The 13,853-nt window shown below is 66.8% G+C and carries 15 protein-coding genes; 8 read left to right on the top strand and 7 right to left on the bottom strand.

Annotation, left to right across the window (positions count from 1 at the left end; translation table 11 throughout):
* Nucleotides 1-2 precede the first annotated feature (2 nt).
* The 3 genes from CYJ10_RS18260 (at nucleotide 3) to alaC (ending at nucleotide 2,647) form a co-directional block, all read left to right on the top strand.
* On the top strand, nucleotides 3-839 hold the full coding sequence (locus CYJ10_RS18260) for a siderophore-interacting protein (RefSeq protein WP_101682885.1): 837 nt from the start codon (nucleotides 3-5) through the stop codon (nucleotides 837-839).
* A gap of 71 nt (nucleotides 840-910) precedes the next feature.
* Nucleotides 911-1,300, top strand: coding sequence for a hypothetical protein (locus CYJ10_RS18255; protein ID WP_101682972.1), 390 nt, complete (start codon nucleotides 911-913; stop codon nucleotides 1,298-1,300).
* Between the two features lie 129 nt (nucleotides 1,301-1,429).
* A complete protein-coding gene (gene alaC / locus CYJ10_RS18250) occupies nucleotides 1,430-2,647 on the top strand; it encodes an alanine transaminase (RefSeq protein ID WP_101682884.1) in 1,218 nt (405 codons plus the stop codon).
* Nucleotides 2,648-2,722: 75 nt separating this feature from the next.
* Here alaC and CYJ10_RS18245 read toward each other — a convergent pair whose 3' ends face one another.
* Nucleotides 2,723-3,604 (bottom strand): LysR family transcriptional regulator, encoded by an 882-nt coding sequence (locus CYJ10_RS18245; protein ID WP_101682883.1) that lies wholly within the window; start codon nucleotides 3,602-3,604, stop codon nucleotides 2,723-2,725.
* 101 nt (nucleotides 3,605-3,705) lie between these two features.
* Between CYJ10_RS18245 and CYJ10_RS18240 the strand changes: the two genes are divergently transcribed.
* From CYJ10_RS18240 to CYJ10_RS18220, 5 genes are all read left to right on the top strand, one after another.
* The gene (locus CYJ10_RS18240; RefSeq protein WP_101682882.1) at nucleotides 3,706-4,722 is read left to right on the top strand and encodes a tripartite tricarboxylate transporter substrate binding protein; all 1,017 of its coding nucleotides are present in this window, start codon (nucleotides 3,706-3,708) and stop codon (nucleotides 4,720-4,722) included.
* A 55-nt stretch (nucleotides 4,723-4,777) separates the two neighbouring features.
* Nucleotides 4,778-5,509: a PIG-L deacetylase family protein gene (locus tag CYJ10_RS18235; RefSeq protein WP_101682881.1), complete on the top strand. Its 732-nt coding sequence runs from the start codon at nucleotides 4,778-4,780 to the stop codon at nucleotides 5,507-5,509.
* A complete protein-coding gene (locus tag CYJ10_RS18230; RefSeq protein ID WP_101682880.1) occupies nucleotides 5,506-6,219 on the top strand; it encodes a 4-carboxy-4-hydroxy-2-oxoadipate aldolase/oxaloacetate decarboxylase in 714 nt (237 codons plus the stop codon). Before CYJ10_RS18235 ends, CYJ10_RS18230 begins: the two co-directional genes overlap by 4 nt.
* Nucleotides 6,220-6,346: 127 nt before the next feature.
* On the top strand, nucleotides 6,347-7,288 hold the full coding sequence (locus CYJ10_RS18225) for a LysR family transcriptional regulator (RefSeq protein WP_101682879.1): 942 nt from the start codon (nucleotides 6,347-6,349) through the stop codon (nucleotides 7,286-7,288).
* 159 nt (nucleotides 7,289-7,447) lie between these two features.
* Nucleotides 7,448-8,647, top strand: coding sequence for an MFS transporter (locus CYJ10_RS18220; RefSeq protein WP_101682971.1), 1,200 nt, complete (start codon nucleotides 7,448-7,450; stop codon nucleotides 8,645-8,647).
* Between the two features lie 10 nt (nucleotides 8,648-8,657).
* Here CYJ10_RS18220 and CYJ10_RS18215 read toward each other — a convergent pair whose 3' ends face one another.
* Genes CYJ10_RS18215 through urtB form a run of 6 tightly spaced genes read right to left on the bottom strand, consistent with a single transcriptional unit; the run spans nucleotide 8,658 to nucleotide 13,853 of the window.
* Nucleotides 8,658-8,972: a zinc ribbon domain-containing protein gene (locus tag CYJ10_RS18215; RefSeq protein WP_101682878.1), complete on the bottom strand. Its 315-nt coding sequence runs from the start codon at nucleotides 8,970-8,972 to the stop codon at nucleotides 8,658-8,660.
* Nucleotides 8,973-8,995: 23 nt separating this feature from the next.
* Entirely contained in the window at nucleotides 8,996-10,228 is a 1,233-nt protein-coding gene (fmdA, locus tag CYJ10_RS18210) for a formamidase (protein WP_101682877.1), read from the bottom strand.
* 60 nt (nucleotides 10,229-10,288) lie between these two features.
* Nucleotides 10,289-10,978 (bottom strand): urea ABC transporter ATP-binding subunit UrtE, encoded by a 690-nt coding sequence (gene urtE / locus CYJ10_RS18205; protein WP_101682876.1) that lies wholly within the window; start codon nucleotides 10,976-10,978, stop codon nucleotides 10,289-10,291.
* A gap of 33 nt (nucleotides 10,979-11,011) precedes the next feature.
* Nucleotides 11,012-11,755: an urea ABC transporter ATP-binding protein UrtD gene (urtD, locus tag CYJ10_RS18200; RefSeq protein ID WP_101682875.1), complete on the bottom strand. Its 744-nt coding sequence runs from the start codon at nucleotides 11,753-11,755 to the stop codon at nucleotides 11,012-11,014.
* Between the two features lie 12 nt (nucleotides 11,756-11,767).
* Nucleotides 11,768-12,907, bottom strand: coding sequence for an urea ABC transporter permease subunit UrtC (gene urtC / locus CYJ10_RS18195; RefSeq protein WP_101682874.1), 1,140 nt, complete (start codon nucleotides 12,905-12,907; stop codon nucleotides 11,768-11,770).
* A 31-nt stretch (nucleotides 12,908-12,938) separates the two neighbouring features.
* Nucleotides 12,939-13,853, bottom strand: coding sequence for an urea ABC transporter permease subunit UrtB (gene urtB, locus CYJ10_RS18190; protein WP_101682873.1), 915 nt, complete (start codon nucleotides 13,851-13,853; stop codon nucleotides 12,939-12,941).

The following is a 13,853-nucleotide window of genomic DNA, read 5'->3' as shown; positions in this document are numbered from 1 at the left end:
CCATGAGCGATACCCGTGACCTGACCGTACAACGCGTGCGCCATCCGCTGAAGATGCGCCTGCTCAAGGTGCTGCGCACCCGCCAGGTGTCGCCGCAACTGCTGCGCGTGACGCTGGGCGGCGAAGACCTGGCCGATTTCGTTTCCGGATCGTTCGACGACCACGTCAAGGTCTTCTTTCCCGAGGCCGGTACCGACAAGCCGGTGCTGCCGCAGGCCGGTCCGGACGGCATCAAGTTTCCCGAGGACCAGCCGCGCCCGCAGGCGCGCGACTATACGCCGCGCCGCTACGACACGGCCGCCCGCGAACTCGATATCGAATTCGTGCTGCATGGCGACGGGCCCGCATCGACCTGGGCCGCGCAGGCGCAGCCGGGCCAGCACCTGGGCGTGGGCGGCCCGCGTGGGTCGTTCGTGATCCCGGCCGAATTCGACTGGCACCTGCTGATCGGCGACGACACCGCGCTGCCGGCCATTGGCCGCCGCATCGAGGAACTGGGACCGGACGCGCGCGTGATCGTCGTGGTCGAGGTGGCCGATGAATCGGCGCGCATTCCGCTGGCCACCGGCCCGCATGCCGAGGTGCACTGGATCCATCGTGACGAACATCGTGGCGAGGCTGACGAAGCCGCGCCCGAGGGCAGCCTGCTGACGGCCACGCTGCGCTGGCTGAGCCTGCCGGCCGGAGAGGGCTACGTGTGGGCCGCCGGCGAAGCGGCCGCGATGCGCGAGGTGCGCCAGTACCTGGTGACCGAGCGCGGCATCCACAAGTCGCGCATCCGGGCGTCGGCGTACTGGAAGCGCGGCAACGCGGCCGTTCACGAAACGATCGACGACTAACCTAAAGTCTGGTTCCCGTGGCGATGCGGCGCGGCTACACTGCCTGCACGCCCATTGCCACGGACCCTGCCATGCCTCGCCTTCGCCCGTTGTTGTCGATTGCCGCGCTGACCGCTTCGATCGGACTGGCCGCCTGCGCGCCCGATTCGTTCCGCAACTACGAGGCCCGCGGCCTCAACAACTATCTCGACAAGATCCAGGACGTTTGCGCCAACACGCGGCTGAACGACCGGCCGCTGGGCGAATGGCTGCGCAGCGGTTCGGACGACAGCGACAGCAACTACGTGTACTGGCTCGACCAGACGTCGCGGCTGTACTACAACCGGATCACCGTGCCCCAGTACCGCGACTCGATCGCGGGCGCATTCGGCGGCAGCAAGCCCAACGCCGACGCTCTGGACTGCATCGTGCGCAACCTTCCGCCTGACCGGCCTACCAGCCCGCCTGGCGGCATGTTCTGATTTCGTGATTTTTGTTCGCCAGCCCGTTGTGCAAATGCGCGTGGCTGGCTAATATCAGTCCCCAGTGGCCGAGACAACGGCCACGACGTCGCTCGGACGGTTCCGGGCGCTTACGTAAAGGACCTCTCCATGACTGCCGAATCCGGCAAGCGCCGCTTTGCGCGCATCGATCGTCTTCCCCCCTACGTCTTCAATATCACCGCCGAGCTCAAGATGGCCGCCCGCCGCCGTGGCGAGGACATCATCGACATGAGCATGGGCAACCCCGACGGGGCCACGCCGCCGCATATCGTGGCCAAGCTCGTGGACGCCGCGCAGCGGCCCGATACCCATGGTTATTCGGCGTCGAAGGGCATTCCGCGCCTGCGTCGCGCGATCTCGCACTGGTATCGCGACCGCTACGACGTGGAGATCGATCCGGACAAGGAGGCCATTGTCACGATTGGCTCGAAGGAAGGGCTGGCGCACCTGATGCTGGCCACGCTGGACCGTGGCGACACGGTGCTGGTACCCGATCCGAGCTATCCGATCCATATCTACGGTGCGGTGATTGCCGGCGCCGATATCCGCTCGGTGCCGCTGACACCGGACATCGATTTCTTTGCCGAACTCGAACGCGCCATTCGCGGCAGCTACCCGAAGCCCAAGATGATCGTGCTGGGGTTCCCGTCGAATCCGACGGCGGCCTGCGTGGAACTGGATTTCTTCGAGCGCGTGATCGCGCTGGCGCGCAAGCACGACATCTTCGTGGTGCACGACCTGGCCTACGCGGACATCGTGTTCGATGGCTGGAAAGCGCCGTCGATCATGCAGGTGCCCGGTGCCAAGGACATTGCCGTGGAGTTCTTCACGCTGTCGAAGAGCTACAACATGGCTGGCTGGCGCATCGGCTTCATGGTGGGCAACCCTGATCTGGTCGCCGCGCTGACGCGCATCAAGAGCTATCACGACTACGGCACGTTCACGCCGTTGCAGGTGGCGGCCATTGCCGCGCTGGAGGGCGACCAGCAGTGCGTGAAGGAGATCGCCGCCCAGTACCAGGCGCGCCGCGACGTGCTGGCGCGTGGCCTGATCGAGGCCGGCTGGCAGGTCGACATCCCGAAGGCGTCGATGTACATCTGGGCCCGGATCCCCGAGCCCTATCGGGCGCTGGGATCGCTGGAATTCTCGAAGCAGCTGCTGGCCAAGGCCAAGGTGTCGGTATCGCCCGGTATCGGCTTTGGCGACTTCGGCGACGAGTACGTGCGTTTCGCCCTGATCGAGAATGAATCGCGGATTCGCCAGGCCGTGCGCGGCATCAAGGCGATGTTCCGTGCCGATGGGCTGGTCAAGCCAACGGTAGCCTGAACCGCGATTGGTTGCTCCCCTCTCCCGCGCGCGGGAGAGGGGAGCAGATACCGGCAACCCGGCGATACTCCCCCTTCAGAAATACCCCACGAACCGCTTCATGATCGGCGACAGCGCTTCCGCGCGATGGGCCATCAGGATGCGGCTGGCGGCGTCCGGGCCGGCGATGGGCAGGTAGGCCACGCCCGGAATGCCCGTCCGCGCATAGATCTGCGGCAATACCGAAATCCCCGCGCCACTGGCCACCAGTCCGATGATCGTGGTGGCCTCGCGCGCCTCCTGCGCGACGTTGGGCGCGAAACCGGAACGGTTGCACAACGTCGTCACATGGTCGAACAGCCCGCAGCCCAGGCCGCGCGGAAAGAGCAGAAAGCGCTCGGGCGACAGCGTGCTGATGTCGATGTCCTGCGGGCCTGCCGCCAGCGGATGGGCCATCGGTACTACCGCCACCAGCCGATCGGCAAGGACCTCGCGCACGGCAATGCTGGCCGGCGGCCGGAACTGCGGCGACGGCCGCAGGAATGCGACATCGATCTCGCCATTCTCCAGCTGCTGCAACTGCTGCCCCGTGGACATATGGACCAGTTCCAGCTTTGCATTGCGATGGGCCTCGCGGAAGGCATGCACGGCACGCGGAAACATGTCCTGCATGGGCACCGACGCCGTGAATCCCACCCGAATCTCGCCGGCCTCGCCCGAGGCCACCTGCTTGACCACCTCGCGCGCCTGGTCCAGGTTGGCCAGCGCCGCCCGTGCCTTGTCCAGGAACAGCTCGCCGGCGGGCGTGAGCGCCACGTGATGACGCGAGCGCTCCAGCAACGCGCTGCCCAGTTCCTCTTCCAGCGCCTTGATCTGCACACTGAGGGGCGGCTGGCTCACATGCAGGCGCCGTGCTGCCTCGCTGAAGCTCAGCGCCTCGGCCACGGCCACGAAATAGCGAAGTTGGCGGAAGTCCATTGATAGGGATTTGAAATAACAAGCTATCCGAAAACGTATTGGACAGTATCACGGGCGCCAACCAGAATGCGAGCACATCCTCAAAACATCTGGAGACTTGCATGCTGCGCGGGCTCGCTCGTATTCGTAATCTGCAGGGCGGGAGCCGCCCGGTTCTGGCAACGTTGCTGGCGGCGACGCTGGCTACCCTGTCGCTGGGCGCCACGGTGGCGCGCGCCGACAGCTATCCGGACAAGCCGATCCGCCTGGTGGTGCCGTACGCGGCCGGCGGCGCGGTGGATATCGTGGCCCGCTCGGTGGGCCAGCGCATGAGCCAGCTGCTCAAGCAGCCGATCATCGTCGACAACCGGCCCGGTGCCAGCACCAATATCGGCATGGACTTCGTCGCCAAGGCACCGGCCGACGGCTACACGATCATGATGGCGTCGAACAGCCTGGCCACCAACGCCGCGCTCTTCAACAAGCTCAGCTTCAACCCGGCCACCGATTTCGCGCCCGTGGCGCGCATCGGCGAGGCGTCGCTGGTGGTGGTGGTGCCGGCCAAGTCGCCGTTCAAGTCGCTGAAGGACCTGGTTGCCCAGGCCAAGGCGCAGCCGGGCAAGCTCAACTACGCATCGGCCGGCAACGGCAGCTCGGGCCACCTGGCCGGCGAAATGCTCAAGGACACGGCCGGTATCGACGTGCTGCACGTGCCCTACAAGGGCGGCGCGCCGGCGATCACCGACCTGATCGGCGAGCGCATCACGTTCATGCCGATCAACCCGCTCGAAGTGGTGTCGCATATCAAGGCCGGCACGCTGCGCCCGCTGGCGGTGGCCAGCGCCCAGCACTCGGCGCAACTGCCGAACGTGCCGACCGCCAAGGAAGAGGGCCTGCCGAATTTCACCGCTTCGGTGTGGTGGGGCCTGGTCGCCCCGGCGAAGACGCCGGCGCCGGTCATCAGGCAACTGAACACCGCGGCCAACACCGCTCTGGCCGACCCCGAAGTGAAGAAGCAGCTGGGCCAGCTTGGCGTGACGATCGTATCGGGCACGCCGGAACAGTTCGGCCAGTTCGTGAAGACCGAAACCACGACGTGGAACAACGTGATCCGCAAGGCCGGCATCACGGCGGACTGAGGTCCAGACAAGGTCCATCCAAGGTCCATACAGCTACAGATTTAAGGAAGTTACGATGTCCCAACCCCAAGCAACCCAGCCGTCGATCCTGGTGGTCAGCGCGCATGCGGCCGACTTTGTCTGGCGTGCGGGCGGCGCGATCGCGCTGTATGCCGAACGCGGCTACCACGTGCGCATCGTGTGCCTGTCGTTCGGCGAACGTGGCGAATCGGCCAAGATGTGGCGCCAGCCGGGCATGACGATCGACCGCGTGAAGGCCGTGCGTCTGGAAGAGGCGCAGCGCGCCGCCGACATCCTGGGTGGCACGCTGGAATGCTTCGACCTGGGCGACTATCCGCTGCGCGTATCCGACGAGGCCCTGCTGCGCCTGGCCGACATCTACCGCGAGATTCGGCCGGAACTGGTGCTCAGCCATTCGCGCGAGGACATCTACAACTTCGACCATCCGCTGGCCACGCACGTGGCGCAGGAAGCGCGGGTCATCGCCCAGGCGCACGGCTACAAGCCCGAGGTGCCGGTCATTGGCGCGCCGCCGGTGTTCCTGTTCGAGCCACACCAGCCCGAGCAGTGCAACTGGAAACCGGATGTGCTGCTGGACATTTCCTCCGTCTGGGAGAAAAAGCAGCGCGCCTTCACGACGATGGCCGCGCAGGAACACCTGTGGGAGTACTACACCCGCGTGGCGCTGCAGCGCGGCGCCCAGGCGACCCGCAATTCGGATAGCAAGATTCAATACGGCGAGGGCTACGCCCGCGTGTTCCCGCAAGTGACGGAGGTGCTGGCATGAGAAACGTTGCCTACCGCAACATCCTGCGTGCCGAGGCGCGCGACATCGAAACGCTGGGCAAGTCCGGCGTGGCCACCGTACACGAGGCCCAGCGCCGCACCGGCCTGATGAAGCCGTACCTGCGCCCGATCCAGTCGGGCACGGCCATCGCCGGCAGCGCGGTGACGGCCCTGATGCATCCGGGCGACAACTGGATGATCCACGTGGCCGTGGAGATGATCCAGCCGGGCGACGTTCTGGTGGTGGCGCTGACCAGCGACTGCACCGACGGCGTGTTCGGTGACCTGCTGGCCACGTCGCTGAAGGCGCGCGGCGCACGCGGCCTGATCCTCGACGCGGGCTGCCGTGATGTATCGACGCTCAATGCGATGGGTTTCCCGGTGTGGTCCCGCGCGGTGTCGGCGCAGGGAGCGGTCAAGGAAACCGTGGGCGCGGTCAATGTGCCGGTGGTCTGCGCCGGCGCGCAGGTGCGCCCGGGCGATGTAATCGTGGCCGACGACGACGGCGTGGTCGTGGTGGCGCGTCCGCACGCGGCGGAGATCGCCCTCAAGGCCGCCGAGCGCGAAGCGCTGGAGGCCGGCAAGCGCGACAAGCTGGCGTCGGGCGTGCTGGGCGTGGACATGTACAACATGCGCCCCGGCCTGGCCGACAAGGGCCTGGTCTACCTGGACACGACCGTGGACTGGTACAGCGGCGCCGACGAGGCGTGATGCGGTGACGCATTGACGCGCCGGTGTCGCCAGACCGCGATACCGGCGTATCTGGTATAAGACCCCCAACAACATCGAAGTCGATCCCCGCTTGGCGCGGGCGGATCGGCCCAGCCGGGGGAGCCAGATGGAATTGCGCCAGCTTCAGTATTTCGTGCGGGTGGTCGAACTGGGCAGCATGAGCCGTGCCGCGCTGGAACTCGACATGGTGCAATCGGCGGTCAGCCAGCAGATCAGCCGCCTGGAAAGCGAACTCGCCACCCGCCTGCTGCGCCGCACGCCGCAGGGCGTGACCCCCACAGAGGCCGGCCTGGCCTTTTTTCACGAAGCCCAGTTGACGCTGCGCCACGCCGAGCAGGCGCGCCGTGCCGCGCATCAGGCGCGCCTGTCCGGTGCGGTCAGCGTGGGCCTGGCGCCGACTACAGCATCGGTGATCGGCGTGCCGCTGATCCGCGCGATGCGCGAGCGCTACCCCGACGTGCGGCTGCATATCGTGGAAAGCCTGTCCGGCCACCTGACCGCAATGCTGAACGCGCGGCAGCTCGACCTGGCCGTGCTGTTCGGCACCCACGCCGCCCGGCGCTGGACGGTGATGCCGCTGCTGGAAGAAACCCTGTTCCTGATCCAGTCGCGCCAGACGCTGCCGCAGGGCAAGGCCGACCCACCCACGCAGCGCACGATGGCCGACCTGGCCGATGTGCCACTGATCATGCCCAGCGGCGTCCACGGCCTGCGCAGCACGCTCGACGCCGCCTTCGCGCGGGCCAAGGTCACGCCCCGCGTGATCCAGGAGGTGGATTCGCTGGCCATGCTGATGGACGCCGTGGACATGGGCTTCGGCGCCACGCTGCAGCCGTGGGCGGCGGTGGGGCGCTATCCCGACGCGGAAACGCGCTTCCACCTGGCACAGATCGATGACCCGCAGGCGGGACGCCAGAACCTGCTCTGCAGCTTGTCCGACGACGAACTGTCGCCCGCCGCGCTGGCCTTGCGCGTGGTGCTGGCCGATACGGCACGCGGGCTGGTGCGCTCTGGCGAGTGGCGCGGCGCCCGGCTGCTGGAAAGCTGATCCCGTCATGTGGCGGCGGGCCCGCTCGCACGGGCTGGCCGCTGGCCGCTGGCCGATAGCCGCCACTGCGCTGGTGAAAGGGCTGGCCGCTTCCTATCCTAGCTGTGGACGGGGCGCTGGCATCGTGCGGCGCCCGAGACATAGGGCAGGGTGGCCGCCATGCACGCATTGATCCTCTGTTCCGTGCAGTGCCTGCTGGCCCTGGCGTGGACACTCTACGTCGCATTCCTGCCGCAACTGGCCGCGCAGGCGGGCTTGCCCAAGTCGCAGGTGGCCTGGATCCTGATGATGGACCAGGTGATCTTTGTCATCACCGATCTTGCGCTTGGCGTGATGGCCGATCGGGTGGCCGATGCCATGCGGCGGCTGGGCGGTTGGGTGCTCGCGGTGTCCGTTGTGTCGGCCCTGGCCTTCGTGCTGCTGCCCGGTGTGGCGTCCCCCGCGTGGCTTCTGGCGCTGACCGCGCTCTGGGCGGCGACGTCGTCCGCGCTGCGCGCGCCCCCGATGGTGATGATCGCGCGCCGGCTGCACGGCAGCGCCCCCTCGTTTCTGGTGGCCTGCTCGTTGCTGGGCGTTGGGCTCGCCGGCGCCATCGGCCCGGTGCTGACAGCACGGCTGCGTGGCGCATCGCCGGTGCTGCCGTTTGTGGCGGCCAGCGTGGTGCTGGTGATTGCGGTGATGGCCTTGCGATGGATGGAGCCGGCCGCCGCGCGGCGCAGCGGCGATGCTGCCGAACCGGCGCCGCCTTCGGCCTACCAACCTCGACGGATCCATACGTGGCTGCTGTTTGGCGCGTTCGGCCTGCTGGCGCTGGGCTTCCAGATCCATACGGCCATCAACTCGGCCCCGGCCTACCTGCGGTACGTGTCGCCCGCGCAGCTTGTGCAGGTGACGCCCGCGTTCTGGATTGGCTTCGCGCTATGCGTGCTGTTGCCCGAACTGGCCGCGCTGCGGCGCTATCCCGCCCGGCGGTTGCTGGTGGCGGCTGCCGCTTGCGGCGCGCTGGCGCTGTTCGGCTTTGCCGCCGCCGGTTCGCTACCGGCCGTGCTCGTCGCGCAATGCGTGGCCGGCGGACTCTGGGGTGTCCTGTTCGCCGCGATGCTGAGGGCTGCGCTGGACGCCGGTCATGTGGGCCACGAAGGCGCCTTCACGGGGCTGGTGTTCGCGGTGGGGGCGATTGCCGCATTCATCCGCATCGCCACGGTGTCCTCGGGCGCCAGCAAGGCGGCGCCATTGGCAGGCTGGCTCCCATGGGTGCCAGCCGTGGCGTGGACCCTGGCGGCCTTGCTGTTGGCCGCCGTGATGGTGGCCAGCACGACGCAGGGGCGCTGGCACGCACGGTCGCTGGCCAAGCCGTGATGGCGTGCGGTCAGTGACTGATCATCCAGGGCCGGCCGGCCGGTTGCTTGATGGCGTTGGGCGGGCTGGCCAGCTTGACCGGCCCGCAGCAACCGCATCCCGCACCGTGTGACCGGCTTTCCTTCGGCGCCGCCGCGCTGCGCTCGTTGGTGGCATGCGCGGTGCGGGCGGCCGTGCTCAGGCTGGCCAGCGCCGGGGCCGCCACCAGCGCGCGGCTGGCGGCCGTGCCGCATCCGGGACAGGCCGCCGGGTCGTCGCGCCGCGCCATCGGGCGGATCACGGTGAACGTGCCACAGCCGTGGCAGCGATAGTCGTAGGTGGGCATGGTGGCTCCGGCGGCGGGGTGGCTCAGATCAGGTCCGGCGAAAGCGGCAGGTCCACGCCGCCCTGGATCATCCGGGTTGGCCCGCTTGCGCTGGGGCGGATATCGAAGTCGAATATCTGTGTCGGCAGCCACAGCGTGGCGCAGGCGTTGGGCACGTCCACCACGCCGCTGATATGGCCCTGGACGGGCGCGGTGCCCAGCAGCGAATAGGCCTGGGCGCGCGAGTAGCCGAACTTCGTCAGGTATTCGATCGCGTTGAGGCAGGCCTGGCGATAGGCGACATTCACGTCCAGGTAATGCTGCTTGCCCGACTCGTCGACCGAGATGCCTTCAAAGATCAGGTAGTCGTTGTAGTTCGGCGTGATGGGGCTGGGCTTGAAGATCGGATTGCGGACACCGTACTTGGCCATGCCGCCCTTGATCAGCGTGACGCGCATGTGGACCCAGCCCGCCATTTCGATCGCGCCGCAGAACGTGATTTCGCCATCGCCCTGCGAGAAGTGCAGGTCGCCAACGGACAGGCCGGCGCCGTCGACATAGACCGGAAAGTAGATCTTGGCGCCGCGCGACAGGTCCTTGATGTCGCAATTGCCGCCGTGCTCGCGAGGCGGCACGGTGCGCGCGCCAGTAGCCGCTGCCTGGTCGCGGGCATCGCCCTGCAGCTTGCCCATGTGCGCGGTGGCCGCGAACGGCGGATTGGCCAGGGCGGGAACGCGGTTCGGGTCCGTCGCCAGCAGGTCGGCCTCGCGCTGGTTCCAGGTTTCCAGCATGGCCGGGTCCGGCAGGCAGCCGATCAGGCCCGGATGGATCAGCCCGGCAAAGTTCACGCCAGGAATGTGGCGCGACGACGTGAACATGCCATGGAAGTCCCAGATCGACTTCTGGGCCTGCGGGAAATGGTCGGTCAGGAAGCCGCCACCGTTCTGCTTCGAGAAGAACCCGTTGAAGCCCCACTGGCTGTCGGCCTTGGCGCCGATGTCGAGGAGGTCTACCACGAGCAGGTCGCCCGGCTCGGCGCCTTCGACCCCAACCGGGCCAGACAGGAAGTGGACGATGGACAGGTCGATGTCGCGTACATCGTCGGCGGAATCGTTGTTCTTGATGAAGCCGCCGGTCCAGTCGTAGGTTTCCAGAATGAAGTCGTCGCCCGGCTTGACCCAGCAGGCCATCGGAATGTCGGGGTGCCAGCGGTTGTGGACGTTGGGATTCTCGTACGGTGATTGGGCCAGATCGACCTTGATCAGGGTATCGGTCATGCGCTTGCCTCCTGGGTGCGTGCAGGGATGGGTGAAGGAACGAACGAAAGGGATGCGGAACTAGACGGACAGGTATTCGCGGATGTGCGCCACATCGGTGCCGTGCCGCTGGGTCTCATGGACAAAGCGCCCGCCCTCGATGACGAACAGGCGGTCTGCCACATCCAGCGCAAAGCTCAGCACCTGTTCGGAAAAGACGATGGTGATGTCGCGGGTGCGCCGGATCTCGTTGAGCGCACGCGCGATGTCCTTGATGATCGACGGCTGGATGCCTTCGGTGGGCTCGTCCAGCAGCAGCACCTTCGGGTTGGACACCAGCGCACGGGCAATGGCCAGTTGCTGCTGCTGCCCGCCGGACAGGTTGCCGCCCTTGCGACGGCGCATGTCGAACAGCACGGGAAACATGGCGAAGATCTCGTCGGGAATGCGCCGGGTGTTGCCCTGTTCCATGCCGGTCAGGATGTTCTCCTCGACGGTCAGGTGCGAGAAGATCATGCGCCCCTGCGGCACATAGCCGATGCCGGCGCGCACGCGCCGGTAGCTCTCGTCGCGCGAGACGTCGTGGCCGTTCACGCAGACCTGGCCGGCGCGCAGCGGCAGCATGCCGATCATGGCCTTGAACAGCGTGGTCTTGCCCATGCCGTTGCGGCCCATGATGGCAACGGTCTCGCCTTGCGCGGCCGCGAACGACACGCCGTGCAGCGCCTCGCTCTGGCCATAGTTCACCACCACTTTATCGACGGTCAGCATGCGGAATTCCTCCTTGTCCGGTGGCGTGCGGGCCTAGTGGCCCAGATAGACGTCGATGACGCGCGGGTCGTTCTGCACCTGCGCCATCGATCCTTCGGCCAGGATCCTGCCCTGGTGCATGACGGTGACCTTGTCCGCGATCTGCTGCACGAAATCCATGTCGTGTTCGATCACGATCACGGCGCGGCCCTTGCTGATGCGCTTGAGCAGGTTGGCGGTCAGTTCGCGTTCGCGGACACTCATGCCGGCAATCGGTTCGTCCAGCATCAGCAGCTGAGGCGCCTGCATCAGCAGCATGCCTATCTCCAGCCATTGCTTCTGCCCGTGTGAAAGCTGCGCGGCCTCGCGGTCCAGCGCGTCGCCCAGGCCGATCTCGGCCGCCACGTCAGCCACACGCTGGCGCACTTCGTCGGTCGTGCGGAAGGCCAGGGCGCCGAACACGCCGCGACCGCGCGGGAAGGACACCGCCAGGTTCTGGAACACGCTCAGGTTCTCGTAGATCGAAGGCGTCTGGAACTTGCGTCCGACGCCGGCGCGCACGATCGCGTATTCCGACAGCCCCGTCATCTCCCGATTCGCGAACTTGATGCTGCCGCCGGTGGCGCGGGTCTTGCCGCACACCAGGTCCAGCAGCGTGGTCTTGCCTGCGCCGTTCGGGCCGATGATGACGCGGAGTTCGTCGCGGTCGACATACAGCGTGAGGTTGTCGATGGCCTTGAAGCCGTCGAACGACACGGACAGGTCTTCCACCGCCAGCATGAAATCGGTGTTGCTCATGGTCGCTCCCGGTCAGGCTGTGGTGGCCGGCATGCCTTCGGCAGGCTCGGTCGGCTCGCCGGCGCGGCGCCGGCCGGTCACATACTTGCGGTAAAGCCCGGCCAGGCCATCGGGGAAGGCCACCACCACGCCGATGAACAGCCCCGCCATCAGGAACAGCCACAGGTCCGGAAAGCTCTCCGAGAAATAGGTCTTGCCGGCGTTGACCAGCAACGTGCCCCACACCGCGCCCACCAGGCTCATGCGCCCGCCCACTGCCGCGAAGATCACCATTTCGATCGAAGGCACGATGCCGACGAACGACGGTGACATGAAGCCCACCTGCAGCGTGAACATGGCGCCGCCGATGGCCGACAGCGCGGCGGCCAGGCAGAACACGAAGACCTTGAACATCGCGACGTCGTAGCCCGAAAACCGTACGCGGTCTTCCTTGTCGCGCATCGCCAACAGCAGCACGCCGAGCTTGGTGCGCTGGATCCAGCGGCACAGCAGCATCATGGCGAAGAGCAGGGCAACGTTGGCGAAGTAGAGGATGATCTTTGCGCTGTCGGTACGGATGTCCCAGCCAAGCATGGTCTTGAGGTCCGTGATGCCGTTGACGCCCCCCGTATAGCCCTGCTGGCCGATGATCAGCACCGACAGGATCAGTGCCACGGCCTGCGTGATGATGGCGAAGTAGACGCCGCCGACACGGCGCCGGAACATGGCGAAGCTGACCACGAAGGCGAGCAGCACGGGCACCACGATGACGCCCAGCAACGCGAACGGCAGATGCCGGAACGGCTCCCACCACCAGGGCAGTGCCGTGAGCTGGTTCCAGTCCATGAAGTCGGGAATGCCGGGGGTGGACTGGATGGCCGTGCTTTTGGCATCCGATGCCTCCAGCTTCAGGAACATGGCCATGGCATAGCCGCCCAGCCCGAAGAACACGCCCTGGCCCAGGCTCAGCACGCCGCCATAGCCCCACAGCATGACCAGGCCCACTGCAATGAACGCATAGCTCAGGTACTTGCCGACCAGGTTCAGGCGGAAGACGTCGAGCGCCAGCGGCATGACCACGACCAGGACCAGCGCCAGCAGGGCGTAGCCGAGCCATTCGCCGCTGAAGGCGCGAAGCCGTTGCCGTAGCGACAGCGATTGGGTGGGAGACATCATCGAACTCCGTGAGCAGATTGGTTCGGGGTCAACGCCGTACTGCCGGGGCGAACAGGCCCTGCGGGCGAATCATCAGGATCGACACGATCAGCAGCAGCGTCACCACGCGCGCCATCGACCCCGTCATGAAGAACTCGGTGATCGATTGGGTCTGGGCGATACCGAAAGCCGATGCCACCGTGCCGGCCAGGCTGGCAGCGCCGCCGAACGTCACCACCAGGAACGAATCGACGATATACAGCGCACCGCTGGTGGGTCCGGTCGAGCCAATCGTCGTGAAGGCCGCGCCTGCCACGCCGGCAATACCGCAACCGATGGCGAACGTCAGGCGGTCGGTGCGTTTCGTATTGATGCCGGCAGCATTGGCCATGGCCCGGTTGGCCGTGGTGGCCCGCACGCGCAGACCCCAGCGGGACCGATACAGCGCCAGCCACACCAGTCCGGTCACGCCAAGCGTCAGCGCCATCACGAACAGCCCGTTGATCGGGATGTCGAGCCCCGGCGCAGGGGCCCACGACCCCATCAGCCAGTCGGGCAGCGTCGGGCTCACTTCCTTGGGCCCGAAGGTCGAGCGGAACATCTGCTGCATGCCCAGCGAGAGCCCCCAGGTGGCCAGCAGGGTATCGAGCGGGCGCTTGTACAGGTGCCGGATCAGCGCCCATTCGGCCAGCCAGCCCGCGACGAACGCGATGCCGAAGGCGGCGCAGATGGCCAGCGGGAAGTACCAGGCCATCCACGCCGGCGCCAGCCGCTCGACGGTGGTGGATGCCAGGAAGATCGTATAGGCGCCGATGGTCATGAACTCGCCATGGGCCATGTTGATGACACCCATCTGCCCGAAGATGATGGCCAGGCCCAGCGCCATCAGCAGCAGCACCGAGAACAGGCTCAGGCCGGCAAAGCCCTGCATCAGGCCAATGTTCAGCATGTCGGAGAGATTCAT

The organism is Cupriavidus pauculus, assembly GCF_002858765.1.
GTDB lineage: Bacteria > Pseudomonadota > Gammaproteobacteria > Burkholderiales > Burkholderiaceae > Cupriavidus > Cupriavidus pauculus_B.
The sequence above is the reverse complement of the archived record's forward strand: the minus strand, read 5'-3'. Positions and strand labels throughout refer to the sequence as shown.

Coding starts and splice junctions, on each gene's coding strand:
- urtD (WP_101682875.1), bottom strand. CDS start 11,755: ATGAGCAACACCGATTTCATGCTGGCGGTGGAAGACCTGTCCGTGTCG.
- CYJ10_RS18240 (WP_101682882.1), top strand. CDS start 3,706: ATGCTGCGCGGGCTCGCTCGTATTCGTAATCTGCAGGGCGGGAGCCGC.
- CYJ10_RS18225 (WP_101682879.1), top strand. CDS start 6,347: ATGGAATTGCGCCAGCTTCAGTATTTCGTGCGGGTGGTCGAACTGGGC.
- CYJ10_RS18215 (WP_101682878.1), bottom strand. CDS start 8,972: ATGCCCACCTACGACTATCGCTGCCACGGCTGTGGCACGTTCACCGTG.
- CYJ10_RS18220 (WP_101682971.1), top strand. CDS start 7,448: ATGCACGCATTGATCCTCTGTTCCGTGCAGTGCCTGCTGGCCCTGGCG.
- CYJ10_RS18260 (WP_101682885.1), top strand. CDS start 3: ATGAGCGATACCCGTGACCTGACCGTACAACGCGTGCGCCATCCGCTG.
- urtC (WP_101682874.1), bottom strand. CDS start 12,907: ATGTCTCCCACCCAATCGCTGTCGCTACGGCAACGGCTTCGCGCCTTC.
- urtB (WP_101682873.1), bottom strand. CDS start 13,853: ATGAATCTCTCCGACATGCTGAACATTGGCCTGATGCAGGGCTTTGCC.
- CYJ10_RS18245 (WP_101682883.1), bottom strand. CDS start 3,604: ATGGACTTCCGCCAACTTCGCTATTTCGTGGCCGTGGCCGAGGCGCTG.
- alaC (WP_101682884.1), top strand. CDS start 1,430: ATGACTGCCGAATCCGGCAAGCGCCGCTTTGCGCGCATCGATCGTCTT.
- fmdA (WP_101682877.1), bottom strand. CDS start 10,228: ATGACCGATACCCTGATCAAGGTCGATCTGGCCCAATCACCGTACGAG.
- CYJ10_RS18255 (WP_101682972.1), top strand. CDS start 911: ATGCCTCGCCTTCGCCCGTTGTTGTCGATTGCCGCGCTGACCGCTTCG.
- CYJ10_RS18235 (WP_101682881.1), top strand. CDS start 4,778: ATGTCCCAACCCCAAGCAACCCAGCCGTCGATCCTGGTGGTCAGCGCG.
- urtE (WP_101682876.1), bottom strand. CDS start 10,978: ATGCTGACCGTCGATAAAGTGGTGGTGAACTATGGCCAGAGCGAGGCG.
- CYJ10_RS18230 (WP_101682880.1), top strand. CDS start 5,506: ATGAGAAACGTTGCCTACCGCAACATCCTGCGTGCCGAGGCGCGCGAC.